This is a genomic window from Synechococcus sp. BIOS-U3-1 (assembly GCF_014279975.1).
Lineage (GTDB): Bacteria > Cyanobacteriota > Cyanobacteriia > PCC-6307 > Cyanobiaceae > Synechococcus_C.
Map to the genome: position 1 here is coordinate 1,011,913 of NZ_CP047936.1, position 26,271 is coordinate 1,038,183.

General features: G+C 46.6%; 32 protein-coding genes and 1 pseudogene. 19 read left to right on the forward strand and 14 right to left on the reverse strand.

Annotation, left to right across the window (positions count from 1 at the left end):
• Nucleotides 1-53 precede the first annotated feature (53 nt).
• The 7 genes from SynBIOSU31_RS05165 (at nucleotide 54) to SynBIOSU31_RS05195 (ending at nucleotide 4,338) form a co-directional block, all read left to right on the forward strand.
• Nucleotides 54-323: a hypothetical protein gene (locus SynBIOSU31_RS05165; RefSeq protein WP_255477373.1), complete on the forward strand. Its 270-nt coding sequence runs from the start codon at nucleotides 54-56 to the stop codon at nucleotides 321-323.
• Between the two features lie 238 nt (nucleotides 324-561).
• Complete coding sequence (locus tag SynBIOSU31_RS05170) at nucleotides 562-1,395, forward strand: hypothetical protein (RefSeq protein WP_186492391.1); 834 nt, start codon at nucleotides 562-564, stop codon at nucleotides 1,393-1,395.
• 600 nt (nucleotides 1,396-1,995) lie between these two features.
• Nucleotides 1,996-2,463, forward strand: coding sequence for a hypothetical protein (locus SynBIOSU31_RS05175; protein WP_186492392.1), 468 nt, complete (start codon nucleotides 1,996-1,998; stop codon nucleotides 2,461-2,463).
• The gene (locus SynBIOSU31_RS05180; RefSeq protein ID WP_186492393.1) at nucleotides 2,456-2,833 is read left to right on the forward strand and encodes a hypothetical protein; all 378 of its coding nucleotides are present in this window, start codon (nucleotides 2,456-2,458) and stop codon (nucleotides 2,831-2,833) included. Before SynBIOSU31_RS05175 ends, SynBIOSU31_RS05180 begins: the two co-directional genes overlap by 8 nt.
• Nucleotides 2,830-3,039 carry a hypothetical protein gene (locus SynBIOSU31_RS05185; protein WP_186492394.1) on the forward strand — a complete coding sequence of 70 codons (210 nt, stop codon included), beginning with the start codon at nucleotides 2,830-2,832 and terminating at the stop codon, nucleotides 3,037-3,039. The genes SynBIOSU31_RS05180 and SynBIOSU31_RS05185 overlap by 4 nt, the downstream gene beginning before the upstream one ends.
• A 668-nt stretch (nucleotides 3,040-3,707) precedes the next feature.
• The gene (locus SynBIOSU31_RS05190) at nucleotides 3,708-3,917 is read left to right on the forward strand and encodes a hypothetical protein (RefSeq protein ID WP_186492395.1); all 210 of its coding nucleotides are present in this window, start codon (nucleotides 3,708-3,710) and stop codon (nucleotides 3,915-3,917) included.
• 139 nt (nucleotides 3,918-4,056) lie between these two features.
• Nucleotides 4,057-4,338 (forward strand): hypothetical protein, encoded by a 282-nt coding sequence (locus SynBIOSU31_RS05195; RefSeq protein WP_186492396.1) that lies wholly within the window; start codon nucleotides 4,057-4,059, stop codon nucleotides 4,336-4,338.
• 682 nt (nucleotides 4,339-5,020) lie between these two features.
• On the opposite strand, the gene SynBIOSU31_RS05200 is transcribed toward SynBIOSU31_RS05195, so the two are convergent.
• Nucleotides 5,021-5,215: a hypothetical protein gene (locus SynBIOSU31_RS05200; protein WP_186492397.1), complete on the reverse strand. Its 195-nt coding sequence runs from the start codon at nucleotides 5,213-5,215 to the stop codon at nucleotides 5,021-5,023.
• 710 nt (nucleotides 5,216-5,925) lie between these two features.
• Between SynBIOSU31_RS05200 and SynBIOSU31_RS05205 the strand changes: the two genes are divergently transcribed.
• Nucleotides 5,926-6,978, forward strand: a complete 1,053-nt coding sequence (locus SynBIOSU31_RS05205) for a fatty acid desaturase (protein ID WP_186492398.1) — start codon at nucleotides 5,926-5,928, stop codon at nucleotides 6,976-6,978.
• A 380-nt stretch (nucleotides 6,979-7,358) separates the two neighbouring features.
• On the opposite strand, the gene SynBIOSU31_RS05210 is transcribed toward SynBIOSU31_RS05205, so the two are convergent.
• On the reverse strand, nucleotides 7,359-8,189 hold the full coding sequence (locus tag SynBIOSU31_RS05210) for a class I SAM-dependent methyltransferase (RefSeq protein ID WP_186492399.1): 831 nt from the start codon (nucleotides 8,187-8,189) through the stop codon (nucleotides 7,359-7,361).
• A gap of 245 nt (nucleotides 8,190-8,434) precedes the next feature.
• Between SynBIOSU31_RS05210 and SynBIOSU31_RS05215 the strand changes: the two genes are divergently transcribed.
• From SynBIOSU31_RS05215 to SynBIOSU31_RS05225, 3 genes are all read left to right on the forward strand, one after another.
• On the forward strand, nucleotides 8,435-8,590 hold the full coding sequence (locus SynBIOSU31_RS05215; RefSeq protein ID WP_186492400.1) for a hypothetical protein: 156 nt from the start codon (nucleotides 8,435-8,437) through the stop codon (nucleotides 8,588-8,590).
• 39 nt (nucleotides 8,591-8,629) lie between these two features.
• Nucleotides 8,630-8,899, forward strand: coding sequence for a DUF1651 domain-containing protein (locus SynBIOSU31_RS14920; RefSeq protein ID WP_186492401.1), 270 nt, complete (start codon nucleotides 8,630-8,632; stop codon nucleotides 8,897-8,899).
• A gap of 115 nt (nucleotides 8,900-9,014) precedes the next feature.
• Nucleotides 9,015-9,329: a hypothetical protein gene (locus SynBIOSU31_RS05225; RefSeq protein WP_186492402.1), complete on the forward strand. Its 315-nt coding sequence runs from the start codon at nucleotides 9,015-9,017 to the stop codon at nucleotides 9,327-9,329.
• 628 nt (nucleotides 9,330-9,957) lie between these two features.
• On the opposite strand, the gene SynBIOSU31_RS05230 is transcribed toward SynBIOSU31_RS05225, so the two are convergent.
• On the reverse strand, nucleotides 9,958-10,800 hold the full coding sequence (locus SynBIOSU31_RS05230) for an alpha/beta fold hydrolase (protein WP_370593684.1): 843 nt from the start codon (nucleotides 10,798-10,800) through the stop codon (nucleotides 9,958-9,960).
• A 212-nt stretch (nucleotides 10,801-11,012) separates the two neighbouring features.
• Here SynBIOSU31_RS05230 and SynBIOSU31_RS14745 point away from each other — a divergent pair, with 212 nt between their 5' ends.
• The 4 genes from SynBIOSU31_RS14745 to SynBIOSU31_RS05245 all read left to right on the forward strand — a co-directional run bounded on the left by SynBIOSU31_RS14745 (nucleotide 11,013) and on the right by SynBIOSU31_RS05245 (nucleotide 12,793).
• Nucleotides 11,013-11,141, forward strand: coding sequence for a hypothetical protein (locus tag SynBIOSU31_RS14745; protein ID WP_255477375.1), 129 nt, complete (start codon nucleotides 11,013-11,015; stop codon nucleotides 11,139-11,141).
• The gene (locus SynBIOSU31_RS05235) at nucleotides 11,138-11,590 is read left to right on the forward strand and encodes a hypothetical protein (RefSeq protein WP_186492403.1); all 453 of its coding nucleotides are present in this window, start codon (nucleotides 11,138-11,140) and stop codon (nucleotides 11,588-11,590) included. Before SynBIOSU31_RS14745 ends, SynBIOSU31_RS05235 begins: the two co-directional genes overlap by 4 nt.
• A gap of 674 nt (nucleotides 11,591-12,264) precedes the next feature.
• Nucleotides 12,265-12,495, forward strand: a complete 231-nt coding sequence (locus tag SynBIOSU31_RS05240) for a DUF1651 domain-containing protein (RefSeq protein ID WP_186492404.1) — start codon at nucleotides 12,265-12,267, stop codon at nucleotides 12,493-12,495.
• Between the two features lie 28 nt (nucleotides 12,496-12,523).
• Entirely contained in the window at nucleotides 12,524-12,793 is a 270-nt protein-coding gene (locus tag SynBIOSU31_RS05245; RefSeq protein ID WP_186492405.1) for a hypothetical protein, read from the forward strand.
• Nucleotides 12,794-12,903: 110 nt separating this feature from the next.
• On the opposite strand, the gene SynBIOSU31_RS05250 is transcribed toward SynBIOSU31_RS05245, so the two are convergent.
• A complete protein-coding gene (locus tag SynBIOSU31_RS05250) occupies nucleotides 12,904-13,671 on the reverse strand; it encodes a sulfite exporter TauE/SafE family protein (protein WP_186492406.1) in 768 nt (255 codons plus the stop codon).
• A 924-nt stretch (nucleotides 13,672-14,595) separates the two neighbouring features.
• Nucleotides 14,596-14,832, reverse strand: coding sequence for a hypothetical protein (locus tag SynBIOSU31_RS05255; RefSeq protein ID WP_186492407.1), 237 nt, complete (start codon nucleotides 14,830-14,832; stop codon nucleotides 14,596-14,598).
• A 1,341-nt stretch (nucleotides 14,833-16,173) separates the two neighbouring features.
• On the opposite strand from SynBIOSU31_RS05255, the gene SynBIOSU31_RS05260 reads away from it, so the two are divergent.
• The 3 genes from SynBIOSU31_RS05260 (at nucleotide 16,174) to SynBIOSU31_RS05270 (ending at nucleotide 19,222) form a co-directional block, all read left to right on the forward strand.
• Nucleotides 16,174-17,313, forward strand: coding sequence for a hypothetical protein (locus SynBIOSU31_RS05260; protein ID WP_186492408.1), 1,140 nt, complete (start codon nucleotides 16,174-16,176; stop codon nucleotides 17,311-17,313).
• A 610-nt stretch (nucleotides 17,314-17,923) separates the two neighbouring features.
• A complete protein-coding gene (locus SynBIOSU31_RS05265; protein ID WP_186492409.1) occupies nucleotides 17,924-18,304 on the forward strand; it encodes a hypothetical protein in 381 nt (126 codons plus the stop codon).
• Between the two features lie 129 nt (nucleotides 18,305-18,433).
• Complete coding sequence (locus SynBIOSU31_RS05270) at nucleotides 18,434-19,222, forward strand: hypothetical protein (RefSeq protein ID WP_186492410.1); 789 nt, start codon at nucleotides 18,434-18,436, stop codon at nucleotides 19,220-19,222.
• Nucleotides 19,223-19,399: 177 nt separating this feature from the next.
• Here the strand turns inward: SynBIOSU31_RS05270 and SynBIOSU31_RS05275 are convergent, their stop codons facing one another.
• Complete coding sequence (locus SynBIOSU31_RS05275; protein ID WP_186492411.1) at nucleotides 19,400-19,681, reverse strand: hypothetical protein; 282 nt, start codon at nucleotides 19,679-19,681, stop codon at nucleotides 19,400-19,402.
• Nucleotides 19,682-19,946: 265 nt separating this feature from the next.
• Here SynBIOSU31_RS05275 and SynBIOSU31_RS05280 point away from each other — a divergent pair, with 265 nt between their 5' ends.
• Nucleotides 19,947-20,333, forward strand: coding sequence for a hypothetical protein (locus SynBIOSU31_RS05280; protein ID WP_186492412.1), 387 nt, complete (start codon nucleotides 19,947-19,949; stop codon nucleotides 20,331-20,333).
• A 674-nt stretch (nucleotides 20,334-21,007) separates the two neighbouring features.
• On the opposite strand, the gene SynBIOSU31_RS05285 is transcribed toward SynBIOSU31_RS05280, so the two are convergent.
• The 8 genes and pseudogenes from SynBIOSU31_RS05285 to SynBIOSU31_RS05320 all read right to left on the reverse strand — a co-directional run bounded on the left by SynBIOSU31_RS05285 (nucleotide 21,008) and on the right by SynBIOSU31_RS05320 (nucleotide 25,854).
• Complete coding sequence (locus SynBIOSU31_RS05285; RefSeq protein ID WP_370593709.1) at nucleotides 21,008-22,036, reverse strand: S8 family serine peptidase; 1,029 nt, start codon at nucleotides 22,034-22,036, stop codon at nucleotides 21,008-21,010.
• A 71-nt stretch (nucleotides 22,037-22,107) separates the two neighbouring features.
• Nucleotides 22,108-23,049, reverse strand: a pseudogene (locus SynBIOSU31_RS05290) (S8 family serine peptidase); the annotation flags it as partial.
• Between the two features lie 806 nt (nucleotides 23,050-23,855).
• Nucleotides 23,856-24,029: a hypothetical protein gene (locus tag SynBIOSU31_RS05295; RefSeq protein ID WP_186490496.1), complete on the reverse strand. Its 174-nt coding sequence runs from the start codon at nucleotides 24,027-24,029 to the stop codon at nucleotides 23,856-23,858.
• 55 nt (nucleotides 24,030-24,084) lie between these two features.
• The gene (locus tag SynBIOSU31_RS05300; RefSeq protein ID WP_186492415.1) at nucleotides 24,085-24,306 is read right to left on the reverse strand and encodes a hypothetical protein; all 222 of its coding nucleotides are present in this window, start codon (nucleotides 24,304-24,306) and stop codon (nucleotides 24,085-24,087) included.
• A 40-nt stretch (nucleotides 24,307-24,346) separates the two neighbouring features.
• A complete protein-coding gene (locus SynBIOSU31_RS05305) occupies nucleotides 24,347-24,571 on the reverse strand; it encodes a class IIb bacteriocin, lactobin A/cerein 7B family (protein WP_186492416.1) in 225 nt (74 codons plus the stop codon).
• 222 nt (nucleotides 24,572-24,793) lie between these two features.
• Nucleotides 24,794-25,000 (reverse strand): Nif11-like leader peptide family natural product precursor, encoded by a 207-nt coding sequence (locus SynBIOSU31_RS05310; RefSeq protein ID WP_186492417.1) that lies wholly within the window; start codon nucleotides 24,998-25,000, stop codon nucleotides 24,794-24,796.
• Between the two features lie 133 nt (nucleotides 25,001-25,133).
• Nucleotides 25,134-25,406, reverse strand: a complete 273-nt coding sequence (locus tag SynBIOSU31_RS05315) for a Nif11-like leader peptide family natural product precursor (protein WP_186492418.1) — start codon at nucleotides 25,404-25,406, stop codon at nucleotides 25,134-25,136.
• 229 nt (nucleotides 25,407-25,635) lie between these two features.
• The gene (locus SynBIOSU31_RS05320) at nucleotides 25,636-25,854 is read right to left on the reverse strand and encodes a Nif11-like leader peptide family natural product precursor (protein WP_186492419.1); all 219 of its coding nucleotides are present in this window, start codon (nucleotides 25,852-25,854) and stop codon (nucleotides 25,636-25,638) included.
• Between the last annotated feature and the right edge of the window lie 417 nt (nucleotides 25,855-26,271).

Here is a 26,271-nt window from a genome sequence, read left to right on the forward strand (position 1 = left end):
CGATCACTTGATTCTGACTGCGTGAACCGGAGCTGTCAGCGAATGTGATTACGGTGAAGCGCCGCAGAGCTCTGGATATGGATCCTCGTTCTCTTTCCCCGTTCCGTCGCGTGGCTCTGTTGGTCAGGGCGCTCGATGGTGCCAAGAAAACAAATCAGGCTCTGGCACGGTGCAGCGATGGAGAGGAGATGCTGGATGTGCTGCTCGGTGCCTCACAGAAACTCAAGCTTGGACTGACCCGGGAAGAGCTGCGCAATACCCCTCCAATCCGCGATTGGGTGTGGTGGAAGAACAAGGAGGCTCCGATCACCATTGGGAAGTGATTTGGAAGACCAGTGGAGCTCTTCCCTCGGATCTAGAGCCAAACGCTTTAGTGCCAAAATTGAATTGCTTACAAACTTCCTCAATAATTGGCTATTGAATTCTCAATAGAAATCGCAAGAAAATCTGTGGTCTTAGCCTCGTCTAGTTCTGTTTGGTAACGATTGGATTGAAAGCGCTAAGCGCTCCTCTTTTGAACGTCTTCTTGTTATGGCTTCATCAGCTCGAAACACCTCAATCATGTCGAGTGGCAATAACGCTCGATTTGCAGGTACGACCTCTTCAACAATTCGCGATTATTCTAATCTATCCGATACTGTCGATTTGTCAGGTAATACAATTACTAATTACCACACCAGGATGCTCGATGGAGACGATAATGTCACTCTGAGTAACGTCATCGCCGGTAGTATTTGGAGCAATAAAATTAATGGAAATGCTGGTAGAGACACCATCACGTCCAAAGTTGGATCCCTTACACGAGATTTTATCCTTGGTGGTAGTGAGGACGACACGATTGACCTTTCAAATTCGATTAGGGGGGGTGATTGGCAAAATGGAAATCGGGGAAATGACACCATTACCGGCGCTGACAGCACCACAATGAGTGTTTTGCGTGGAGGTTCTGAGGATGATTCTATTAGAATCAATACTGGAACTAAGCATATTGCTGTAGGAGACCTGGGCAAAGACACGATTACTGATTTCGGGACAGGTCGCATTGTTTTGAGAACTGATGGTGACAATGCCGCACTAAACCCAAATCAGGCTGATGTAATTGTCGGTTTTGCACCCGGTTTTACCAAAATGTATATTCCAGGAGTTGCCACGAAGGCAGATCTCAATGCTGTTGATGTTGGTGGGAAGACTTATATAACTGCTAGTAAATTTACCAACGGAACTACAGGACTACGTTATATTGCTTGCTTTGATGGGAGAAGCGTTGCTGTCGTTAATACTTATATTGCCTCGGCAATCGATAGCACTGTGGGCACCATCGCAGATGCGGCGCTTGCAGCCCTTAATCCCACAACGTTCCGGAACGATTCCAACCTTGGTAACCTATTCGATTAGGTTTAGAAATATAAATCAGATGTTTGAAACCCGGCTTTGCCGGGTTTTTTTTTTTGACCTTGATGTTCAGTCATGTCCCCGATGATCAAGTCTTTGATGCTTGGGCCAGAAGATCTGCGGATCATGCCTTCAATTCGTGATTGGAAGCTTTAGCAATAAAAGGCCACGATTTGAAAGTCGGTGTATCAGTGTAATACTCTGAGCTATGAAAACATGACTGAACAGTGCAAAGGATTCAATCAATAGAGAAGATGCGCTATATGCAGAGATTTTTATTCATCGCTTCGACCTGATTTGTCTGACTCTGATCCGCCTAGACCTGATTCACTAAGGTTTAAGGGTGACTCATCGCCACGAAAGTCTGATGTTGAACAAGATATGGTTTGTTAGCGAGGTTGGGTCGACCGCCTTACTAGCTTCATGCAGAACGAAGGGCAAGATTTTAAGGCGCTTGGTTGCTCTTGATAGGGTGATAACGGACTGAGGGAGTCGTTGGTCGCTACTCGCTGTTTACTGACTTGTTTTCGCGTCTATGTTTTTTTCTTGACCAAGCAGAGTGAAAAAACTTGTTTTTGATTGAGGATGGTCTAATCTTGCTCAATGGAGAACAGTCAGCTACAAGACAAGCGTGGATGGGAAGAAAAATTCTATTCCATCAAGGATGATTTGATTGAGCATGCTGCTGACTACTCGCGCTATGAAAGTGGTTTTTACTGGAATGATAATCAACACTCAGGATTATTTTTTGTTTCCAGTAAGATGGTTGATAAATACCAGCTTAGCCTGAATCCAGAGGATAATATTGAACATTGGATAGAAAGCTGTGGCTTGAGTGCACGCGAAAGAAAAGAGTGTTTGGCTAAGTATTCTTATGCTGTTTATGTATACCATGCAGAGGCTTTTTCAATTACAAAAAATGGATTAGATTTTTCAAGCGGAACTTATACGAAAACTCCCCACGGTGAATGTTACTCTCAAGCATTTGTTGCTTGGTTTAATGGTTTTGATGTTGAACTTTTTAGTGAAGGCGATGAAGATCTTAAAATGATTAAATGGTGCGATGGCTAATCTGTCAAACTGGTACGAGTCAAAGAGTCTGGTCTGTCAAAAGCTAGTTGATATGATCTGCAATAAAACTAGCTATGTGACCAAAGAAAAGGAGATTGATCGATTTCTCCTGATTATCCAAGGCTACGGTATCAATACTGCAAAGCAGTTTGAGCATTCGTTTTTTGCAGAATATAAAGGTGATGAGGTCTCTATTTTGTGGATGTTTGTTCAAGATTGGTCTGCTCTTGCCAAGGGGTGTTCCGCTAAGCAATTATTAAAGGATCGAAGTCCAGAGCTGCTGTGGCGCGAGCTGATTCATCTTGACTTTCATAGATTTGTATTTAATGAAAATACTTATTTCTTGAAGAAGAATTTTCACGACTTATGATTTTTCAGAAACTTCAGTACCAAATACTTTTATCGGTCAATGGCGAAGAAAGTCTTGATAGTCATCATTCAACTCTGCAAGATGCCCAGCAGAGGTTTGAATACTTGAAGGATAACTGGCAAGATCTTTTTCCAGATGGTTTTTCTGCGATTGAATTAGTTGATCAGTATTTTGATCAAATCGATCAATTTGAACCACTCACATAAAATTCTTAATAATACCAATCTCTTTATTCGAGCTTATTTCTATTAGTTCAATGCCTTAGTTCGGAAATATAATTTATTAGGCAAGCTTTTGATTGCTCATTACTCTTAGGGATGCGGGATGATTAACGTTAGACTTGTAGACCTCAACTAACATGTTAGCCCAAAAGGTGACTGAGAACTTTTTCAAATCGCAAACCCCCTTTCATGTAGAGCAGCACAGCTCCTGAAATGATCATTGAATTGAGAAACAGGAAGCCTGAAATGACTTTGAATTCGTTTTTCATCCTATTATCTTCGCCAATATGGGATTTCTGTTGTGGCTTGAAAGCTGTTGTGATCTGGAAGAAAGTCCTTAGACACTACCCACGATTAGGGTTTGCTTTCATTTGTGAAGGTGTTGTGGTGCTCATTTCTGTTTTTCTGAAGATGTCCCCTGAGTCCCCAGTGACTTTGCAACGCTCTGCCGCTCATCGGCCTTAGAACCCCATGCTGGAGCTAGAAGCGGTGTGTCTTGTCGTGGATTCCTGAGCTTTGCTGAGGAGCTCTGATTGTGAGCTTCTTGAGTTTTTCTGTTCTCAGCAGGTGGTGCTTTGTGGATTAATCCTGAATTAAGGAGCTTTGTAGGGGGTTACAGCGACTAACTCCTGAGTTTGGATCAGCCTGTAGCTATGAGTATGACGCTTCAATTGGCTGTTGCACGTGGGACCGCACGTGGCCTGATCAACGGTACCGCCGCTGCTGACTACGGTGATGTGATTTCTCTAAGGCAACTGCTTCTGCGTGAAGGTGAGCATGGCCTGGCGACAGACCTGCTTGTATTGGCTAAGGCAATGAGTCCTACTGCTGCGGAGCTTTCCGAATATGGTCCCGCAGCATAATGTCCAGCAATAATGGACTGCTCTAGCAAGATCAACTCAATTTTCTTTGTTCTTTTGTCACGTTGAGTTGCTTGGCGTCATGCTTATGTCCTTATTCCTGTAGATCTTGCTATGGATTGGTCGGTTGTGATCATGCCTAATGTCGGAGCATTCAGATCCTCAAATTGTTGATGTGACCGCGATTGTTGACTCTCATCCATTACTGGATGAAGATGATCTTCATGGAGGTGTGGCTGAACGGCTGAAGCATTCCAAGGAGTTTGGTTCTCTTGTTTGGGATGCGACCAAGGATTATGTGCAAAAAATGAATCTTTCTTCAGAAGAGAAAGCCAATGTGAGTACCTGGCTTTCTTCAAAAAAAGATCGATTACAAAAAACAATCATTGAAAAGCTGCATACTCTTCATCAGCATGATTCCTAATTGCTGAACAATTAGGCTTTCACTTGTCAATCATGTTCTGTTGATATCAGCAGGCCAATGGCTTTTTGGGAAGATGTTTGACCTCGCTGTGACGCTTGCTCTTTCCTTAGTGTGAAGGGGCATAGAGTTTGACTGTTGACGATCTTTGACGAGAACAACCAGCCATCCGATGATCTTCTGAACATCCCATTTAAAACAGTTCGTCTGCGTCTTTGGTTGGATTCTCGACTACGACAACTTGCTAAGGATCAACGGATTCAGGATGCAAGGGCATTGAGAAGTGAGTTTTTCATTGAGTAAGCTTCTCAGAGTAAAACTTTATTCTGATATGCTGATTTTATTTGATTCGATAAGCCTTGTTTGTGGTGCATGCGATAATAGATTTTTGTCTAGGGTTTGATGTATGCGGCATGTTAAATATACATCACGATTTTGCAAATTAATAGGTGGCATTGAGAGTAAATCTGCAAGACATCTATTATCACTTTTCAGCCGGTAGTCACCATAACTCATCCATTGATTCTTTCAATCAAGGATTGTTTGAACTTGTTTTGAAGACTAGTCTTCGATCTTATGTTTTAATACATTTAAAAATAAAAATGAAAAGATTGATTAAATAGACTGGTTGTTGAAACTTTTCTCAAGCAACCTAGTTCGACTTCATTGAAACCTTTAAAAGCTTTTAAGCCGCTGTTGCTTCCCAATCACCGTCGGCCTCCGCTAGATCATTGGTGAGATCATTAAACCGTTCTCCTTCTTCAATGGCATAGAGCTTGTAGAGAGCCATTGCTGCTGAGTTCCACTGCTCCTCTTCGACAGCTTCAATCATCTGTTGAAAAAACAGCACATTGACAACTTCAAGATCGAGTGAGTTCATCGAATCCCTATTGCTGAAGGCAATTTATCGCCATTGAGCCTCGCATCCAGAGCTGAAAGCAGTAGAGAGGTGGAAGATTCGGCTTGGTTCAGGCTTTGCCCTGTCTATCGGGATATTGGAGGTGCCGCTGACTGTACTTGTCAGTGTCGACATCGCGGAGAGTTGTCTTTTCCGGTCATCGGCTTTGTTCACTGCTGCATTCCCGATTGCGAATTTTGACGAGCCCCCTCGCTCGCCTTTGTTGTCCGAAGCTTCTGCAATCAGCTGAGCTGTGTTGAGACCAGTTCTCCAGCGATGATCAACCGATCGCTTTCAAAACTGGTTGCGGCATGCCCTCCCAGCATGGTTGGGCTCTCCATCCTGATCTCTCGAGAGCGGTTTTCAACGGTCGAGTGGTGACGAACCACCCGCACCGGTTGTGTCGGACCTCATGTTGGAACTGTTTTTCTCTTCACAACACGGCTTCTGGACGGCAGCCTCCAGGCGGAATGGCCCGCCCTCACTGGAATCTGTCCACTCATCACCCCATCGGTCCCCAAACTGTCCTTTCGTAGAAAATATGATTCGACGAAAAGGTTGGATTTTCGATAAATTGCTCCAATGACGCCCAAGACAAAAAACCAAGATGCAACGATCTTTTGAATAGTTCTGCCACCCGCACACAAAGGGCAAGACCTGTCCGAAGAGTCGACTTCGATCTCAAGTCTCACATGGCCAGCGATGATCGAATCGCTGTATGGCAGATCTTGAATACGGTCGTCCCCATGGCTGTTTGTGTCGTCGCCTTTTCTGCGGTAACGACTTCGTTCAATCTGGTTTCTTTATTAGCAGCTCCATTGCTTTTTGTACTCATCATTCTGTTGATGAGCCGTAGTTTCTCTTTGATGCACGATTGTGGTCACGAAAGTCTGTTTCGTTCCAGAAGTGTGAATCGATTTGTTGCATTTGGACTTAGCATTATCCATGGTATTCCTCATCATCCATGGTCACGTGGTCATGCGTTCCATCATAAATATAATGGTAACTGGGATCGTTACAGGGGTCCATCAGCTCTGACCACTCGAGCTGATTATGAGGCGAAGAAGTCTGGTGCTAAAACTCTTTACCAGATCTTGCGTCACCCTTTATTACTTTTCCCTGGTGGTTTTTATTATCTAATCATTAAGCCAAGGATCGCTTTGCTTTTGGGATTCGTTGAGTGCTTTTTTGTAAGCCTTCGAAAGATCTCTACTGAGATCAGCAAAGGGAAGATTCCCAATATTGTTTCAATCATCAATAAGCACCAGTCTAGCTTTTTTTATACGAGGGAGGAGGTTTATGACACGATTGCAAATACTACGATTCTTGCACTGTGTTGGCTAATGATTGGTAATGCTATTGGACATTGGCATTTTTGGATTCTTTATGTCTGTGTAATGAGTTCGAGCGCAGCCTTGATGATTGCGGTTTTCTTCGTTCAACATAATTTTCCAGGTTCCTACGCCAGTCGAGAAGAAAATTGGAGTTATTTTAAAGGCGCCATCGAGGGTTCTTCCTTTCTTCAGTTGCCACCAATTTTGAATTGGTTTACTGCCGATATTGCTTATCATCATATTCACCATCTTTCAGAAAGGATTCCTAATTACCGCTTACGAGATTGTCATTTTTCAAACCTTCATTTACTCGAAGATGTGCAACCCCTCTATTTGCATCAAATTCCGACATGCTTTTCTCTAATTTTATGGGATAAAGCAAAGTCTGAGCTTGTTCCTCTAGGTATCTAATTTTCTAGCCATAACTTTTAAGATGTGGGACTAGGGTTTCAGGCCCGGGAAGGTTCATTGCTCAATTTGCCTTTTACTCCACTGAGAGCGAGGCAATGTGTAGTAAAAGTGCGCCCGCCATCGATTGGTACTCGTAGATAATGTGCAGCTTCTGTTGGCTCTTCTTACATCAACCTGACTGTCTTTGAAATATTAAATTATTTGCTTTGCGCAGCTGATCCTCGAACCAGGTTTCTGGTGTTTTTATTCTTCGACTTGGAAAAAACATAAGTTTCTGGGTGCTCGTTAGCACTTCTTCCAGATATAGATTGATGCGTCACGGTCATGTACTGCCTCCAGTTCGGACTCAAGAATCATCTTTATTCCTGGGTAGATGATAATTAGGAGACATTGATCTCTGCTCCTTGTCGCCGGGAAACCCAGAGTTTGGAGAGCAGGCCTTGATAGAGCTGTAGCGCAGGTGTGAGTTCTTCGGAAGTCAGGACTGTTGACAGACAATGCGGATCGATCGAAAACACAACCTTGTTTCGGGTGTTGCGTATAGCCTCAACCTGATCATTCTTCAGATGTCGATCACGGAGACGTTGAAGGCCGATCTCCATTATCTGTTGTGTCGCGTTCTGGTCGGAAGGCTCGCTGTATCCGCTCAGCAGCAGCACTCCATTCGGGGCCGTGCATTGAGCCAGTAATCGCATCAGGCTCTCTTGCTTTTTCGGTTCAAAAAGATGCAGCACGTTATGACACACCACAAGATCGGAGCTAATTGGATGCAGTCTTTCTACGGTCTCTTGATTCAACTCTTTTTGAATTAAGACGCATCTATCGCGTCCAGGAACGCTAGCGAGCACGTCCCTGCAAAACGAGAGCATCTGTTGGCTCGGCTCTAGCACCGTGAATTCAGCGTTTGGACAGGCCTCGAGCAACGCTGGAAGTTGTTCACCAGGGCCAGGGCCCACCACGAGAACGCGATTGGCCTGTGAGGCTTCAGTATGAATTGCTGCGAGTGCGATCTCGTGAAGTACGTCATAACCCGGCACTGAATGACGAATGTTTGTTCGGTAGGAGATGCCATATTGGCCCTCGAAATTCAGTTCAGGCATCGTTTTTTTCTGCTTGTTGTGTAATTGTTGTCCGGTCTGATCGACACCTGCAATTCCCTTGCTCTCAGTATTGGAGGATTTACGTTGATTGATGTGATCAAAAATTGACATAACATGATGACACTTTTCCGGCTCAAGCTCGGTTTCAGACTTTGATCGTTTCTTTCTGAAGCCGTTGACTCTCGCAGCTCTTTTGGTCGCTTGACGCGCTGGTGTGAATGATCGCATCGATAGTCAAGCCACGGGCTGGCTTGCGTCTTTGTTCCTCAACAGCCAGAACTGAAACAGTTGAACTGCAACCCATGTCGTCTAGCTCTGGCCAAATGACATCTGTTGATTGTACGTCCAGATTGATCATGACCACTGGTGTTATGGCTGCTCTGAGCTGTCTGGTTGTTGTGATCATCGGTGGTTTCATCACGGCCACCGCAGTCAAAGAGGGGCTGAACCATGTGCCGGTTGAGTCGCCTATTCCAGGCGAAGCCCCTCAGCTCCAGTCGCTCCCGCTGTAACTCCCTGTTGCGCTCGTTTCGATTGTCGTTGGCTGTGTGATGTTCAATGATTCGCCTGATGATGCTCGTTCCGAGCAGCAGCTTCCGGTTTCATGCTGGCTTTCGAACACTCGAGAAGGTCTGTTCCTCCAAATTAAGCCAGATCCGTCGATACAGCATGATCAGTTCGTTGTGCTGAGCACCTTTCGGTGGTCGCCTGTTCTGGGTAATCCAGTGCGTCAGCTGAGCATGCCTCGTCATCTCGCGTTGGAACTGTGGACCAATTTGCTGGATATGGGGTGGACCTCCTGCGTACCGCCTGAGTCCTGACTTTGTAGAAAGAGGGAGTGTGACGTCTCCCTCTTCCCAACGAACATGAGTCGGCTGCTCGACTTGCCCCTCATGACACCATTCAACGTATCAAAGTGCACGTGCTCTTGCAGTGTTGTGGCTTTCCAAGGAGTTCAGGACTGTCTTCGGCAACCTGTCAGATCTGGTCGTATTCGTTGTGTTGATAAGGCATCCTGAAATCGTCGCGAACGGCGTCGATTTACGCGTCTGCCAGCCTGAGACCACAGCCTTTGCTGTATTGGGTAAGGCTGGCGTCAAGCCATCGATCAACAACGGAGCACTGTGCCGCAGACAGAGCGAGCGTCAGTTGGTATTTCTCTGGTTATTGTTTGGCAGCATGAAATACTCTGCAGCTTTTATTGATCAGGTTTCTAATTTCAGGTGCTCTGAGATCAACAATTCGCGCTGATCCAAGGTGCATGATGCGATCGCGATTTGCTGCTCAGCATTCGCGAGCTTGGCTGATTTGAAAACCGTCAGCTTGATTTGCCCGTCACTGCTGGGCGTTTGTACTTTTGGAGGCTAAAACGTCAGAGCTTCTAGAAATTCAAGAATTCTGTTTTGGAGTGGTTCAACTGATCACCACAATTCCTTGCCTGATGCCACGACCAGTGAATCTGACTCTTGAAAAGTTGGTACTAGAAATCGTGCTCACGCTCCGTTGGTTGAGTGATTCAGCCAGCGATCGATAGTCCAATGTTGACAAGAGCTAGCCCACCTAAAAAGAAAGCCGCTAGTAGGGACGACTCTGGGAAGAATTTGGCCAACGCCAACCCGGCTCCCATGAATGTGGACGAAACCAGAATTGCCGTGACATCAACGGGCATCTGAAGGGGAACTCTTCATAAGACCTCCTAACAGAAAATTGCGTTCAGCGAGCCCACGATCGACCCCATCAGAGATTGTCTCAAGGCTGACTGGGTTGACTTCTGCACAGCGCGTAAACTGAAGGTTGCTCTTCTGGTAAGCCTTTCCATTCATGCCCCATGGTTTTGTGGGGCGAAAAGCCCACCTGTTCTGACTTTGGAACGTTGTGCTTACTCAGTGAGTGATGCAATCCATTCGCTGACGCTGTTGACGCAGTCTTCACTGGATTCATAAGGCAGCACGTTCCTGCCAGGGATGGTGTTGATCGAAGCGCTGGGGAGCTTTCGTTTGTAGGTCGCTAGACGCTCATGGAGGTCATCCCAGTTTCTTGATGAGCCAATCCCAGTGGCGTTGTTGCCAAAGATGATTTGAACAGGAATCTTCAACCCAGTCAGTTGCGCTTCCCAGCCCTGTCGCCAGAATCCCGCCAAAAACGAATACACCGCCCAGCGGGTGTCCATCGCTTGAGATCCCTGCTTGAGCATTTCAAGCCATTCATGATCAACTGCTTCTGGTCGAGCAAATAAGTTTTTTTTGGAGAAAGCGTCCAGAAATCTGCGCCGACGTGCATATCGGTAAAAGAGATTGCCAATGAGTCCATCAAACAAGAAGCGCCAGAGCCAACGTGCTCTGCTTTGAGAGAATTTCTGATTGAGCACTTGCCAGCCCGGTGGGCTGATCGCCACCAAAGCGCTGACTAACTCTGGCGCTTTCGACGCAATAGCCAGCGCTATGGGAAGGGAAGCTCCCTGCGAGAGCAACACGGTAGGTCCGTTGTCTTGCTCCCGAAGCAGCTGGATGAGTGGCTCAGCCCAGTCTTCAGGCGTGAGTGGCCGTGCCGGGCATGGTGCTGTTCCACAGCCGAGTAGATCGGGCTTGAGTAGCTCTGGAGTGTTGCTTCTTGCTTGCCATGAAGCAACGAATCGATCCCAAAACCTCGATGACAAGCCAACGCCAATTGGATGAATCAGGAGCAGCTGCTGTTCAGCTGATGTGTGGCTGGCCAACTTCACAGTCGAATAAGATGACCCTGATTGTGATCAACAGAAGTCTTTAGCGCGAGCAAGGGTGTCATCCAATCACGTTGCTGCTGCTCGGTCTTTGATTGCGGCAGGCTCATGGCCTCTTCAATCGGATCGATTCCTAGCTCTTAAAAGTGATTGATGATCAACTGAATAAGGTTGGGTCAACGGATCTTACTTTAATGAGTCCGTTGTATTGATTGATGATCTCAGGCCGTGATGTTGCTGGTGAGTTGCTCAGCTTGCGTCTGTTGATGGGTTTTAATTTCTTACAGCAAGGAATTAAACCATGGCCATCTTGGATGGATGACGATTGCATGGCATTTGGATGACCGTCGCGACTACTGATTCCAGGGAGGCTCATCTGAAGGTGTGGTCGCTTATCGAGTCAGGACTTGAATCCAATTCCTCCTGGCGCCAGATGTTTTTCGACTTTGGCCTGCTTGCCACGGTTGGCTTTGATCAGCCGTTTGACGAGCATGATGTCAAGGTTGGCGAGCTGGCAGAACAGCTGGATCTGTCTGCGGAGGTTGTTGTCAGCGAGCTTCGTTATTTCATCCGTCAGAACTGCTTGTGGACTACTGACGAGCTTGTTGTGGGTATGGACACCGCTTTGAAGGTTCTGGTTCAACATGGAAGTCCTGAGGAAGTCGTGGACTGTTTGCTCGACTTTTCTCCCTACGCCAAACGCCCTGGTGTCTTACAAGCATTGCGTTTAGCGGTAGCAAAGCGGGATGACGCTGAGGTTTTTCAACTAATCCTTTCAGAATTCGATCGATAAAAGTTTTGTTGGCATTGAAGTGTGACCGCGATATTCGTCGACAGGGGAGTTGGCTGCGTCTCTGTGGCAATTGAGCTGATTTGTACGTAGCCCTCTGGTCTGTGGTGTTTGGCTATGGAACCTGATGAAGTAACAAATGAACTGGCATCAGCTTTTTGGCTTCAGTTAAAGCAAGAGAAGGAGCTCCTGCCCTGTTAGAGGTGACTTGGACTTGAGCTCAGGCGATTTGGCCAGTACCAGGCTGGATCGTCCTGCATTGCCTTCGGTCTAAGCGCCTCGAGCAGGTCAATCGCTCTTGGCATGAATCCTCGCCACATTGCAGCTTTGATAGTGACTGGTGTAGGTGTTCCTATGGCGAAAGACCAGATCCAAATCAATATTCCTGCTTCTGACTTCTCAAGACTGAGAGCAGCTCTTTGCAGGGTGGGTTGTGGTCACACTCCCGATGCTCAAGAGGCCGCCTTGCTTCATGAGCTAACGAAAATCCTGGACAGCGGCCAGGATCAACTTCTTGGAGGCTCACTTCCATTCAACCGTTGAGATGTCTGGCCGGCTTGTTGAATCCCTTCCGCTCTCATCTCGGTTCGGCAACGCTCCTTGTACTTATTTGTACTTGGCTGGGCATCAAGGGGTACGTGCCTCTATCGATAAGGGCAAGATCTCAACAAGAGACAATGTCTGACGCTTGGCTGGAAGACCCCAAGACCCATTGGGCGATGAGGTTCCACCAGCAATCAAAAACTTTTGATGGTGATGTCAAGGTTGTTGTTGAAAACGGCAGACCGATGCCCCACAGCCAGCCAGCTTTGATCAAGTCACGCATCCACATGGCCTATGAGGATGCTGTTTCTCTCTACAGAGATCTGCAGCAGATTGGCTGGATGCATTGTCCTGCTTTTTGGTGAGTCTCCATGGCGGCCAGCTAGTCCATCCATGACGACCGATCCCATCTCCGCGGTTTTAGAAGGCGTTTTGCTTGGAGCCGATGATCTTCAAGGAAAAGACCCCTGGAAGGCCAGCAAAGAGCAAATCATCAGCGCCTGTACACGTCTCGTTGAGGATTACGGCATCAGACTCCAAGGGAGAGCACGAGCTTGTGGCGACTCTCGCTTTCATCTTGGAGGCGACGACGAATTTCGCTACTCGCACTTCCAAGACGACGCGGGCAATCCTGCTGTATTGATCGAGTTAGCAGAAGTTTGACGCTCTCCCCTCCATTGCATCAGGTCCTTCGCTAGTTGAGTCCTTTGCGCCAGCAAAGTCAGCCGTAATCGAACATCCTCTGGATTCGTCATACCAGGTTGGTCGTCAGTTCAGATGCTTCGGATTAGTAGTGAGACACCCATGACAAAGGCGAGCCATTCGTAAGCTCCCTTGACCAGTCGGCTTCCCTTTTTGAGTGATAAGTGAGCACCGAGATACCCCCCGATGAGAGATCCCACGATCAGGGCTGGTACCCAGCCCCAGCAGATTTCATCGCTGAATCCGAGCACCAGTGCGCCGGTGCCGTTCCAGGCCAGACCCACCAAGATCAATGTGTGAGCAACTGCCTTTGGATAACTCAGGCCGAACCAGCGCACCAGCCACAGCGTGACGAACAGGCCTGAGCCTGAAGAGAGTGAACCGTTCAGCACGCCGATCGCGAAGAGCACAGCAATGCCGATGCACCGTTGCTGTGTGTTGTGGGTCATCAAGCGGTCTGTTTGTCCCAGTTCGGGGCGCCGGGAGGAGTACACCCCGAGAGACAGTGTGAGCAGCCCAAGAGCTGCGGTGGCAACGCGATCAGGCAAAGCCATCACGCTGCTCGCCCCTAACCACACTCCCGGTAAACCTGCGAAGAGAATGACCCGGCTTAATCGGTGATCAAGGCTGCTGGCTCGCCAGTGTCGACCGGCGGCGCCAACTCCGAGGGCCACGCTGGCAAGTTTGTGGGTGGCCAGGGCTGAAGCAAAGGGAAGCCCCAGCAGAATCAAAGCAGGCAGCTGCACCAAGCCTGCACCGCCACCGGCAAATGCTGAAAGGGCATTGGCCATAACAGCAATTGCACTGAGTGCTAACTGCAGCAGTAGCTCACTCATCATGGAAAGAGATTCACCGAGTGATGGGTTAATACTGTTTTCTCCTCCAGGCCTACTTCATCAGGAGTTAGAACAAATGCCCTGGCGTCGTAGTGGATGTGCTGTTGAACCATCGAGATTTGTGCGCAATCGCTGCCTCAGACAGCGATTGCGCACAACACATCTTCATTGTGATGCTTCTGCGTTGTGCTCGTCGCCATCATCTTGGAGAAAGCTATTTTTTTTGACTTGATCTACCACTTGTGCAGGAGATCAGATGCTGCACAAGTTCACTGACCTACGGTGGTGCTCTAACTTGTTATTCTTTACCCGGTCTTCATGCTCATCAATTCATATTAATCGGCTGTAGAAACAAGACCAGCAGGAATCTGACAATTTGCTATTGAAGAGGTCAAGATTGTAATTATAATGCTTTGCTATTGATTCGCAGAAAAAATTTTAGTGATTGATCTTATTCTATTCTTATGCTTATCTCCTGATTGGGATCTATTGGCGCTGCGCTCCGGTCTCTAGCGGCGATCGCTTTGAACAACAGATGCTCTGACTGTTGAGCATCGACATCATCCTATTGCCCGCTCTTTGTAGGGGAAGTTGGATTTGTTAGTGGACAGCTTGTGATTCATTTGGCTAGTTGGTCAACCAATTCTTGAGGTGGCTAAACGGTTCTTGCCTTGACTCATGCCCTTCAGTGGTCTTTGGATTTCTCTGGGACGGGTTTGAGTTGCTCTTGGAATGTTGGGTGTTTGGTAAGGCCAGAAGACTTCGCCATGGGCAGCAGCGAAGTCACCCGTACTCCGGGCACTATCCGGCTTGATCAGCCAGGTCGCTCAAGTCTCGATTCGCCCCATGCCGAAGCCGGTCAGCAGCTCTGCAGTTTCACCCATGGATGCATCGCCGACCTGGGTTGTGTGCTTTTGACGAATGTGTTCAGTTGCGATTCCCGTTTTCGTCGAAGCTCACTCCTGCGGAAGCGAGAGCAAGAAAGCCAATGGCAAGTCCAATTTTCAGCTTCCCTTGGGCTCTGAGTGCCACAGCGGCAGTGTTGTTTTCGCTTCCCCAGGAGTCCATTTCCGCGCTTTTAGCGCTCCATTCATTAATTCCCGCAATGCCAAGAAACACTGCAGCAACAACAGACAGCCAACGAGTAGCGGCGCCGATCTTCATTTCGATTCAGTTGCTGCTCCATAGCTAGCCATGACCGAGCCGTAAATGGCAGATGAGCTGCCCACGCCTTCCTGTTCACCTTTAAAACAGGCGCTCTAGCTCTGCACAAGATCTGGTGATCTTCGAGGTTGAAACCTTGCATCACTGCAGGCGAGGGCTAGACACCCGAATCAACTAGATTCTCCTCCCTTGCAGCTAACGCAATGATTCCTGAGCCATACGACCTTTTTGATATCGACAAGGGCGCCGACAAATTGTTCCTTATTGGCACTTCGTGGATCGTTCTTTTCTTGTTTCTCTTATGAGAATAATTTTAATTCCTGTTGAGCTAAAGCTATCTAGAGCCAAATAGGCCCCACTTTCAGAATCGGGGCCTTTGATTGCTTGCGGTCACCTCAGACGCTCCAAGGTCATCGAGGTAGTGAAACGATCCAAAAGCCAGGCTGAAAGTGATGCCTGCCGAGGTGGTGAAGGGGTGTATGACGAGCTGGGGCCTTCAGTCGACGTCATAAAAAAGCCACCGTTGTAGCGGCGGCCTGTTGACAAAGGCTGGACAATCCCCATCACCCGGCCAGTGCGTCAAGAGTAGTCAGGCTTTCAGTTAAAAATGTATTTAGGTGTACAAAGTCATATTTGGCATGCAGTGGACACCATATGCAGTGTTGACGTTCCGGGTTAGCGGTAGCAAGATGGACTTCCCCATCACCTGGACCCGACCAAGGCGCTATGCCTGGTGTGGGTCTTTTTTATTGGCCTGAGAGCCCAGAGCTAGGCAGGCGATTTTCTTATCGATGGAGTTTGGACCTTGGCGCAAGGCGTTTTGCTGAGGTCACTTCAGATCGACTCGGCTTCAATTCAGCTACTAGCCGTTGTCACGGCCGAACCGCTTCTGAGGTCTCAACCTTTGTGTGTTCAATGCAAAGTGCAATCTTTTCCTCCGCGGTCTGGGTCTCGTGCATGCCAGTTCCTGAATGAGCCACGATTGCTTGCAGCAGCTTCAACAGCTACAGCTCCTTTTGTTTGTCTTGGGCTATGGCGACTCGAACACACTGAGATCGACTGAAGTGAGTTCAGACCGTCTGACGATGGAGCCTCTGCTCCGAAGCCAAGCAACCATGGTCACATGGTTGCTTTATTGGGGTAAGCGTGCATCACACGATAGAAAAATTGCTGCCCTTGAGTATTGGCTTTACGGGTTTCAGGGCGAGATGATTACCTTGCAGCTTGTGGGAGTATTGGGGCGCTTATAGGTGTATAAGAAGACTGAAATCATAGATATAGCCTCATTGCTTGGCTTGAAAGCAGAGAAAATTTATTGTCACTATCTTATGCTTCAAATAGTTGTCTTCAGTACGAAAAGTGTTTCATGGCGTGCCAAGGAAGAGCTTGCTAGGGTTGATCAATTACTGCTTAAAAATCTTGGGCAAACAAATCTCTCCCAACCCTATTCCAAAAGGTGTCACTAATACGCCTGGTGATGGCGACTTTAACAAGGAAAAGTTCTATAACTATGGCTCAATCTTGATCAATAAGGATTTCAGTAACAATGCATCTGGTGATTTAAATAATCTCGGCACTTTGACCAATGGGCTAGGCGGAAAATTTGGGAATGACGTTGATGGATCAATCGCTAATTATGGTCACATAGAGAATGACAGTTTTTTTGAAAATGCTGGCTTTCTTGCTAATTTTGGAGGGATTCGTAATCAAGCATCATTGCTAAATCCTGGAACATTAATAAGCACAGGATTTATTATTAATTCGGTCCATGGCTACTTCAGTAATGATGTAAAAATTGATAATTTTGGAGCCCTTGAAAATGAAATGGGTGGAGTCATTGCTAACGAACTTGATGGTAAGATTGAAAATCACAAAACTATATTCAATCGCAAAGATGCCCGTTTGGTTAACATGGGAGTCTTGATCAATCAATCCGATGGACATATACAAAACGATGGTATGATTGATACCTCGGGGAATGAGCAAGGCGCAAATGGATTTGTCAACAATGGAACCATCACAGGAACCGGTGTAATCAATGGCAGCTGGATTGATCATGGCCATATTAAGCCTGGCAATTCCGCAGGAGGAAATAGAATTAACGGGAGCCTTTTGAAAGATGGAGGTTCAATACAGTTTGAATTGGGTGGAGATTCTGACGCCAATCGAAATCGTCTGGGTAGCGAACATGACTTTGTTGATATTACAGGAGACCTGATTATTCACGGTGGGAAGCTTGATGTTTCCTTGATTGAAAATTTTAAGGTTCAGCAGAATCAAGAATTCATCATCACAAAGCTGGATGGCAAGCTGACTGGCCATTATGACGGGCTTGAGGAGGGAGCCTCAGTCGGGCAGTTTGAAAGTATTCATGGATTTAAAATTGATTTGCATATTTCCTATGCTGCTGGTGACGGAAATGACATCAGTCTCTACACACAGCCTTTCACGAATCCAGAAATGATCTTCGGATACCGCTGATTACCAACCGATATTGATGCCTGTGATCAACTAGCAACTCTGGCCAAGACTTGTTCAGAGGTGGGCTGATTCACCAATCCTTGTCTGCCTTTCGCCGGTTAGATAGTCGTGGCGGACGATCACAGTCATCCTTGGCGCCACATTCGAAAAGATCGGTGTCTTTGATTCCGGCGAGATGTGGACTCCGTACTCGGCCGACAAAGCGATGAAACCAGTGCGAATGTGCTAACGCTGATCTGGAATTGTTCCTCTTCCCCGCTGGGGGATCTCACTTGACCGCAGTGTCCAGCTCCAGTTTCAGCAACAGTTTGAAGCCGTCAGCATTATTCGCCGTAAGCGTCATTGCATCAAATGCCGCACAATCCCCTTGCTTGATTTAAATCAAACCTTGGACCCCTGCAGGCTTGTTGTCTATCTATTTGAACGAACCCAACAAGCTCTGAAGAATTAAATACTACTAAGAGATCTTCTTTGGCAGCATTCCCATCCTAAACTTAGCTTGCCAGGGTCAAAGTCAATGTCTTTAGGTTCAACTCCTTCGCTCGGGTTTCTATACAGTATGGGAACTAGTGAAGATCTTAAATGTGTTAAAGGAATCTCATATTTTAAGTTGACCATCGAGCAAGAAAAGGAGGTTGATACCTGTTATGCCGCGATGGTCAATACCGAAAGCTTTGTAATTCCATACAAAATACATGTTGACAGGTATGTAATCGCGGAGGTCAATCCTCAGAAGAATGACGCAGGAGATACTTACTGGGAACTAGACAAAGAGTGGACAAAAGAACTTCAGGCCATTGACCTACTCCCAGCCTCACTCCCTGAATATCAGATTGGGATGGACTCATATTTGCCAGCGATTGGATTAGGCCTTCTATTTGTTGGTTGGTTTGCTTGGGTCATTATTTCGGCTGTTAGCAATGCACAGAAATCAGATGAAGAAACATCAAACCATGAGCATTCGGACAACAAACCGTCCGACGATTCATAAGGATGGCTAGGAAAAGCGGGTTGCAGGTCGATCAAAATCGACCATTCAAAGGCCCCTGCTTTCCCCTCACGGGTGATTTCTGCAGCCTGTTAGGGAGGCCGGTACCCTCCAGACGTTGCCTATTGGATCATGAGCCTGTCGGTTGGGACCGCACTACGTGACGGTTGGACAACGTTCCGTCGCACGCCCTGGACGTTTGTCTTTTTTGTCCTTTTCGCGTTCGTACTGTCCACAGTGGTGGATCTTGTCCCAGGTTTCGCTGGAGTCATCGTCAGCACTCTTGTGGAACTCTGGGCCACCGTGGGATTAATACGCGGCGCTTGGCTTGGACTCAACGGGCAACGGCCCAGCTTCGGCGATCTGATAAAGATCAATGGCCCAGACATCTGGCGCCTGTTCAGCCGGCAATTCCTGCTGACGCTGTTGTTGGGTGTGATCAGCACAACGGCGGCATTCGTTGCGGTGAAAGCGGCTGATGCCGGTGAGATCGCTCAGTCGATCTTCTGGCGAGTGCAAGGCATTGAACCCTCCAACTTCGAGGAGATCAATCGCCTGTTCACTGAGATCCAAAGCCTAAGCATCGCCATTTTAAGTAGTCCCGTTTCGGTTTTGGTCCTGCTGATCGCAGCCGTGATCGCCATTTACATCCAGGTGAACCAGTTGTTCCTGGGGTTCGTCGCAGTGGTTAGGAGTCTTGGACCGATCGCCACTCTGCGCGAAGGCTTCCGCATCGTGCAACGACAGTGGTGGACCGTGCTTGCACTGCTGGCAATGCAGCTGTTGATCATCCTGGTGGGATTGATCGCCTTCGGTTTTGGATTGTTGGCCGCCATCCCTGTGGTGATGTGCAGCACCGCATCGGCCTATCGACAGCTGTTTGGTGATGATGATTCCACTCGATTCCTCACTAGTCGCTGAGTCTTGGTGCCAACCGCAACTTGGCACTGCGACTACTGGGCTTGACATCCCCCTCTTGTTCAGCAGCTACCACTGGCTTGTGGGCGAACAGGGAAGCCTTTGTCGCTGAGGCTTCAGGGAATTAAAAAGCCTCACTCGTGAGAGCGGGGCTTTGCGTTGAAACGGCTACATATTCATTCAAAAAGGCAAGTTGCGATCAGTACAACCTTTGCCGTCTGGGCCTGGTGCAACTCTGGTAGGGCCTCCTTCTTTGCCATCCGGCTCCCCAAGCGTTGAGCCAGTTTTGAAAACCTCCCATACAGAAGGCTTTAAGTAGATGTCATCACCTTTGTCTGGGGCGTTAGCAACACCTGGAAGTAGGGCGGCCAAGAGCAAAAGGACGCCACCACCGTTTGCCGCCTTGAGATCTTGAATCGACAGTTCCTGGTCGGTGTTTTCAGAGACAAAAGAAGTAGTCATGGTTCTTGGTTGGTGTGAGTTGTTATGGAGGTCATCCCTCCGGTGAACACACCATCTCTGGATTCAGCGTCTGACTCGATGATCTGCCTCATGCAGGGATGTGAGGTTGGTCACACCCCCCTCAGATCGCAGGAAGGATATGGCTCAACGCCGATCTGGTGACAATCATCCTTTCTGACTGACGCTGTTAATACCCTGATGGGCAGCTCGACAAGCAAGCCTCCTACACGGAGGATGGGCCCGAAATCACACCGGGCAACCACAGATGCGACGTTTTACCAAAGGTGGTCTTGCTGTTTGCTGTCTACTGAGCATTGGCCTGAACAGCACCCCAGGGTTTGCTCAGATGCGTGGACCTCGGATCAGCAGCGTGCGTGATGTGACCTGCGTTGCCAACTGGGAAAGACGTTTTGAGGTGATCAGCCCTGGACTGTGGGAAATGAGGATGGGCAGCAACGACAGGGATCCATTCATCTTTCGCGAGACAAGTCGATCCGTAGGATCCATCTGGCTCCAATCTGTGCATAACAGTCGCCTGAAAGCCATTCTCAACCTGCAAAGGCAACGCATCAAGTACATCATTCCTGGCCAGGAATATGACCCCCTCTACTTCGATATTCAGACCTACAACACCAATGGCGAAGGTTGCTGAAACAACCTCGGGTCTTGATTTAAAAACTTTTTAAGGACGTTGATGTGGACTCTGTGGTGATCCTCTTGGTCAATGCAGTTTTGCACTCGTGTAATTCCGTACTGCTGATCCTGCCAGAGGTGCTTAGAAGCTTGGGGCTCGACCTTCATTGGGGACCTGGAAGCCTGACTCCTTGTCTTCCTCTAGCTTTTCCAGCGAAATGACTTTCTCATTTTTTCCCTCTTCAGAGACACCCTCGATTGTCGGCCTCTTCTTGAAATCGAGAGGTTCATGGCGTGGAAGCGATGGCATGGGCGTTAACAAGAACGGAGGCCTTTGATCCAAGGTATTCACATGGGCTGCTTATTGCTGAGGCTCGTTGGTTCCGGGCTGCAGAAAGTGATGTCATCCTTGGTTTGGTGTCTTCAGATCGGCTCGGCACTGGATCTGGGATGGGCTCATTACTGAGGACACAACGCCCTTAGCCTTGCCCCTCTCGTTAGGGGTAATTTTTTGGATTGCACTCTCTTGGGTTGGTATTGATTGGCTTTTACCCATGATCTGGAGAAAAAAGCCCCGCGTTGGGCGGGGCGTGATTGGTGTGAAGTTGTTTTGTTGTTTTATGGATCAAAATTGCCCATGAGCTTCGATGGAAGCAATGAAACCAACTCAAGGATCAATCTAATACCCTGGTTTTAAATAATTTCACTACTGAAAAAGCTCATTATCACATCTGAAAAATTTCCATCACGACCAGGTCCCGCTTGATCATCCAATCCAAACTGATTGGATCCCAAGACCTTGAAGTGATCTTGTCTGTCGCTATTGGCTTGACTCCATGCGAACCAAGTATTGTTTGCTGTGATGGCATATGGCGCTAAATAGAAACCGTTAACTAAGCCATCTAAGGAATAATTTACTGAACGCGATGAATTGTTCTCTAGAGTAAGAGTATTAAGACCATCGGACAAATTACTTGGGCTTAAAGCAACTGATTGATAATCAGCGTCTCCTGGTTTTACTGCGTTACCAAGCGCATCTAGAACTGTCCCACTTGTATCAAGTACACGATAAAAACCGATAACAGGGTCATTTGAAGAATCTCTCTCAAGTTTAAGTGATCCAGTAAGACTCTGTGCATCAGTTAGTGCTGTTAGATTAATAATCGGAGCTACTTCTTGGCCAATACCAGTTAATGAGTCAGGACCGATCCAATTCTGAGCAAGAATCATAGAGTTATATAAATTTGCTTGATAATTCTGATTTACGCTTGAATTTAATTGGGAATTTATTACTGCACCTGCTCTTAGTATTGCAACAGTATCTCGTGCATTAATAGACTCATTTTGCGCACGAATCAATGCAGCCATGCCCGCAATCACTGGTGATGCCATGGAGGTCCCAGCCATATAACCGTAGCTGGCATCGGGCAAGGTGCTAAAAATTTCTGCTTCTCTGCGTCCTTCGTATATGCGAGTATCTTCTTCGCTCTGTATTTGTATGCTTTGGTTGTCACCGCCTGGAGCACTAATAGAGATAGACTTTCCAAAGTTGCTATATTCAGCCCTGTCATTCTGACCATTAGACGAGCCGACAGATGCAATATTTCCGAATATTCTGCTAAATAGAGCAGGGCTACCTGAGTATTTATCAAGATTGCCAACGCCCTCCCACATGTTTCTGTCATGTAACTGATTTCCTGCGTTGCCAGCGGCAATTGCAATGAATACATCTTTGTCGTAGGCATATTTAAGACTTCAGCGAATTTCTCGTTGTTTGAATTATTCAAGTATTCTTCAGGGGTTATTTTAAAATGTCCCCCTAGGGACATGTTTATAACCTTAGCTCCATTGTTAACGGCATATTTAATTGCATCAATTTGTGCTTGTAATGAGGCTCTATCTGCATTACCAAAAACATCAAGTGTCATCAATTGTGTGTTCCAAGCCACGCCAGATACGCCAATGCCATTATTACCTTTAGCTCCTGTAATTCCCGCCACGTGTGTTCCGTGCCTATCAGGCATCACATTGGCTGTACCATCTGCAAAATTCCATCCATGAAGATCGTCTTTATATCCATTATTATCGTCATCAAGATTGTTGCCTGCTATTTCTTTCGGATTTGTCCACAAATTATTAATTAGATCAGGATGATTAATGTCTATGCCACCATCTATAATTGCAATAGGTATTTCTGCGTCAAATCCTAGTTTCCATGCTTCGGGAGCTCCGATATCAACATTTGGTGCTGTAAACCATTCGTCTAATTGGGGAAGCCCCGTATTGAATAAGTGCCATTGGCGTACGAGTTCTGGATCGTTGCTCAATCTTGTGGTCTTGTCAAATGTTTGAGCATCTAATGACAATTTAAATGGCTTATTCTTTTCTTCTGTGGTCAAATTTATATTATCCTTAATTCCAATCCAGTATTCACCTGGTTCCAATTGTGCAAATATTTTTTCCGACTCATTCCCGGGGTTTGTTGAGCTGTTATAAACCTTGTAAGGTAAAATTGCTGTTAATATAGGTGTTGGATAAGGCTCGTTTGTGGCCGGATTGATTTTTCCAATATACAGATCAAGGTCTGTCGGTAAATCAGACAAAGTTGCAAATAAATTTGTTTTTTCATCAACTATCGAGAATCGTCTTAATATTAAGCCAGACTCCGGTAGCTCGCGAAAAGTCATAGTGTCGCTATATAAATCACCGCGTTTGATCTCGATTAAACTAGTCATTTAGAGAGTTTTATCTAATACCTAAATGTGCCCCTATAAGGTTAAGAACTGATTATGGTGTCTCTTCTCTTCCTGTTTTTTGAAGAAAGTGCTGTTTTGAATTGAGTGCCTACAGTCGGCATTGATGCCTAAAATAATCTATGTAGAGCAGGTTATTTTTGAGGCGATCAAATTTATGCCAAAAAAATACTCTTGATCTTGTCAGGGAAATTAGTCTATGCCAGTGCCTTTTAGGGTTTAGTTTGTTTTGGCAACGCCCATTGTGCAATAAAATTGAGTTTTTGAGTATTGATCAGTGGTGATATTTTTCCTCAGCAAGTAATTACACCAATTGCTTTGAAAACTGCAGGGTAATAGAGCTGATCGCCGCGGCTCGATGCGTTGTCATTCTTCAGCAGATGGATAATGATGATGAATTTGATGATGTGGCTCTTGATGCAGTGGCATTAGCTGTCATTTTGGGTGGTTGTAAACGCAGTTTTAGCTGAACCATTGAGAGCAGCGGGGTGGTCAGCTCACGCGGAAGCTCTTGACGTCGAGGCTCCAGGGCAATAAAAACCCTGCACTTGGCGGGGCGTGATTGGTATGAGGTGTTTTGTCAGGAGATCGATTGCGACTACTCAACCCCCCTGCTTCTCTCTTTTGGGTTTTGTATTGCTTTCAGCTATAAGGTTTCTAGTTGAGGGTTTTCGTCGTGTTTTCACGCGAGAGTTAGGCTTAGGCTACTGAAAACCCCTCGCTAGGTTAATAACGAGAGGTCTTACTTGTGAATGGCTGATTGAATCTACTTGTGAGCTGAGTATGGTTCAGCCTTTGACCTCGTTGTAGCCTTTTTTGGCAAACCATTTCACAAATTCCTTACCAAATGTTTTGACAAGTTCAAATGCGAAACCGCTACCAGAGATTTCTTGGAGTTCTTCAATAGTTAACTCCTGGTCCAGATAATCATTGTTTTGATTTTGAGAATAGTTGGTCATCATGATTTTGAATAAAGTGTTTTGGATTGATTGAGATGGTGGATAGACATTTCGGTCTCTAATCTTTCTCCCCACTAGCATGTTTGTAAACTGTTTCTCCGACGCCCCAGCCAATTAGCCCTCCGACAACTCCAATGGCTGCCTTTGCGGCTCCTACTTTTGCGGCGACAATAAATGGTGCTAAGAGGATAAGTGGCCCGAGGCCAGCATTGATTTCAGACATTTGCTCTAAGGAAAGTTCCTCTGAGGTGTCGGGGTTTAAATCGTTTTGGAAATTCATGATTTTGTAGTGAATGATAAGGTGAAGATAAAGATGGTGACTAGGCGACTGCTTTGTTTTCAACCGCTTTTTCAATGGCTTGATAAGTTTTTTCAGCAGCTTTATAACCAGCGAAGGTTGCAATACCTGTAGCGACAGCCTTGCCTAATACGATTGCCCCAGCTACGAATGGAATTACACCCCCATTGATTTCTTGCAGTTGATCGAAGTTCAGCTCTTGATCGAGCAGTTCAGCGTTGTTGTAGTCCGTGTTGAAAGAAGTCATTGTTTTGAAGGAGTTCAGTGTGTAAGTTGTGTTGGGGGAGTTGCCCCCTCGACTCCTTCAAGATCACAGCCTTTCTGGTGAACCCCACTACATAGTTTTGGTGCAGACCCCAAGATGTTCTGGTGAGCTTCTGGTGAATGAATCCGATTCTATTTAGATTAACGAATTTGGTACATCACAATCATAAAAAAGCCCCTGAGATTTCAGGTTTTTTAATATGAGTCAATTAAATAAATTTAGCGTGCGGCCCGAACTCCCTTCAGGCTCCTCTTCGCTGAGCTGACTGAACTTATCAGCAGTGAATTCGTGGCCGTGCTCTTTTGCGATAGTCACAACATCTTCAAGTGACTTTGCTGTCTTTAGTTTGCCTTGACGTTTGGAATCACCTTTCACTTTTTCCATCAAGGCCTTGAGCTGTTCTAGGGACATCACATAGCCTTAATCATGCATACAGTGGCAACTTTGACTCCCTGTCACCAGAGAAAACATATCTTTCTCAATATTTTAGAAATTCATCTCTATATCGCCAACGATATAGAGATGAATCGCAAACAATATCTACTTAACATGTATGATCTGTCATCATGCATGTTGTACAAATACGGCCTGTCCAGGTGCAACCGCAGCCACCGCCAGTCAGATAACCTCCAGCTATGCCTTCTAGCTCCTCGTCAGACAAGTTATGGCGATGAGAGTTTAGGTCTTCTGTGGTAATCGTGAACCCAGCAGCCTTTGCAATAGCAACAACATCAGCCCCTTCTGCATTGAGCTGTCCCTGCAGTGAAGTATCGCCTTGGACTTTGGCAATGAATGCCTTGAGTTGTTCTAGGGTCATGGGTATCAGGTCTGTTCAGCAGTCATAGCAACGACAAACTGCAGAGTCCTTGGCTAATACTTAATGCGCTAAATCGTGCTAGGAATTGAAAGGCTGATTTGTTGGATTATTGGCGAGATTGAAGAAATAAAAAACCCTATTAATTCAGGAGCTTCAGGTTCGATATGGTTAGAAGATGGTCAGTTTGCAGACAACACAATTGGCCACAAACATCTAAACACAGCAGCAGCTAAAATGATCCCGGACATGGCACGTTATGGCCACCACCCGAAACAACTTCTAGCTCCTCTTCACTGAGCTGATTGATCTTATCAGCGGTGAATTCATGACCATGTTCTTTAGCAATAGATACAACTTCATCAGGTGACTTTGTTCCCTTTAGTTTTTCCTGAAGGCTTGAGTCGCCTTTGACTTTTTCGAGAAAGGCTTTGAGTTGTCCTAGGGACATGGGTATCAGGTCTGTTCAGTAGTCATAGCAGCAGTCGGCAGGACGCACCGTATTCGTAGGGATAGCAATAAAAAATTCAGCACTAGAGGTGATTCTGAGAGTTTGATGCACAGTGGAGACCAATCAAACAGTCCAACGGGACCAGTAGTTGGGCGAATCTCCGAAGCAACGAGACTCATAAAATGTGGGCTGAAATCGATCACTCCGCGGGAGAGTAGGCGGTTGGTTCAATTCCACGGTTTCAGCGGCTTCTTGAAGACCCTGCTCGATCAACTGGGATTTTGTATGCCTGACAGTGCCAATGCCCTGTGTGAGGGAAAGGCCGGAGAGGAAGAGGGACTTAATAGACATGGATTGTTGGAGTGAATGCTTGGGGTGATGACCTTTCGACTCCTTTAAGATCACAGCCCTTCTGGT

Bases quoted from the DNA above. Each gene is read 5' to 3' on its own strand.
- SynBIOSU31_RS05240 (WP_186492404.1), top strand. From the start codon at position 12,265: ATGTCTGACGCTTGGCTGGAAGACCCCAAGACCCATTGGGCGATGAGG.
- SynBIOSU31_RS05310 (WP_186492417.1), bottom strand. From the start codon at position 25,000: ATGTCCCTAGAACAGCTCAAGGCCTTGATGGAAAAAGTGAAAGGTGAT.
- SynBIOSU31_RS05195 (WP_186492396.1), top strand. From the start codon at position 4,057: ATGTCGGAGCATTCAGATCCTCAAATTGTTGATGTGACCGCGATTGTT.
- SynBIOSU31_RS05200 (WP_186492397.1), bottom strand. From the start codon at position 5,215: ATGAACTCACTCGATCTTGAAGTTGTCAATGTGCTGTTTTTTCAACAG.
- SynBIOSU31_RS05190 (WP_186492395.1), top strand. From the start codon at position 3,708: ATGAGTATGACGCTTCAATTGGCTGTTGCACGTGGGACCGCACGTGGC.
- SynBIOSU31_RS05270 (WP_186492410.1), top strand. From the start codon at position 18,434: ATGAGCCTGTCGGTTGGGACCGCACTACGTGACGGTTGGACAACGTTC.
- SynBIOSU31_RS05275 (WP_186492411.1), bottom strand. From the start codon at position 19,681: ATGACTACTTCTTTTGTCTCTGAAAACACCGACCAGGAACTGTCGATT.
- SynBIOSU31_RS05205 (WP_186492398.1), top strand. From the start codon at position 5,926: ATGGCCAGCGATGATCGAATCGCTGTATGGCAGATCTTGAATACGGTC.
- SynBIOSU31_RS05215 (WP_186492400.1), top strand. From the start codon at position 8,435: ATGACCACTGGTGTTATGGCTGCTCTGAGCTGTCTGGTTGTTGTGATC.
- SynBIOSU31_RS05180 (WP_186492393.1), top strand. From the start codon at position 2,456: ATGGCTAATCTGTCAAACTGGTACGAGTCAAAGAGTCTGGTCTGTCAA.
- SynBIOSU31_RS05250 (WP_186492406.1), bottom strand. From the start codon at position 13,671: ATGATGAGTGAGCTACTGCTGCAGTTAGCACTCAGTGCAATTGCTGTT.
- SynBIOSU31_RS05300 (WP_186492415.1), bottom strand. From the start codon at position 24,306: ATGAATTTCCAAAACGATTTAAACCCCGACACCTCAGAGGAACTTTCC.
- SynBIOSU31_RS05315 (WP_186492418.1), bottom strand. From the start codon at position 25,406: ATGACCCTAGAACAACTCAAGGCATTCATTGCCAAAGTCCAAGGCGAT.
- SynBIOSU31_RS05210 (WP_186492399.1), bottom strand. From the start codon at position 8,189: ATGTCAATTTTTGATCACATCAATCAACGTAAATCCTCCAATACTGAG.
- SynBIOSU31_RS05295 (WP_186490496.1), bottom strand. From the start codon at position 24,029: ATGATGACCAACTATTCTCAAAATCAAAACAATGATTATCTGGACCAG.
- SynBIOSU31_RS05305 (WP_186492416.1), bottom strand. From the start codon at position 24,571: ATGACTTCTTTCAACACGGACTACAACAACGCTGAACTGCTCGATCAA.
- SynBIOSU31_RS14745 (WP_255477375.1), top strand. From the start codon at position 11,013: ATGATCTCAGGCCGTGATGTTGCTGGTGAGTTGCTCAGCTTGCGTCTG.
- SynBIOSU31_RS05320 (WP_186492419.1), bottom strand. From the start codon at position 25,854: ATGTCCCTAGGACAACTCAAAGCCTTTCTCGAAAAAGTCAAAGGCGAC.
- SynBIOSU31_RS05280 (WP_186492412.1), top strand. From the start codon at position 19,947: ATGCGACGTTTTACCAAAGGTGGTCTTGCTGTTTGCTGTCTACTGAGC.
- SynBIOSU31_RS05175 (WP_186492392.1), top strand. From the start codon at position 1,996: ATGGAGAACAGTCAGCTACAAGACAAGCGTGGATGGGAAGAAAAATTC.
- SynBIOSU31_RS05235 (WP_186492403.1), top strand. From the start codon at position 11,138: ATGACCGTCGCGACTACTGATTCCAGGGAGGCTCATCTGAAGGTGTGG.
- SynBIOSU31_RS05245 (WP_186492405.1), top strand. From the start codon at position 12,524: ATGACGACCGATCCCATCTCCGCGGTTTTAGAAGGCGTTTTGCTTGGA.
- SynBIOSU31_RS05185 (WP_186492394.1), top strand. From the start codon at position 2,830: ATGATTTTTCAGAAACTTCAGTACCAAATACTTTTATCGGTCAATGGC.
- SynBIOSU31_RS14920 (WP_186492401.1), top strand. From the start codon at position 8,630: ATGTTCAATGATTCGCCTGATGATGCTCGTTCCGAGCAGCAGCTTCCG.
- SynBIOSU31_RS05255 (WP_186492407.1), bottom strand. From the start codon at position 14,832: ATGAAGATCGGCGCCGCTACTCGTTGGCTGTCTGTTGTTGCTGCAGTG.
- SynBIOSU31_RS05170 (WP_186492391.1), top strand. From the start codon at position 562: ATGTCGAGTGGCAATAACGCTCGATTTGCAGGTACGACCTCTTCAACA.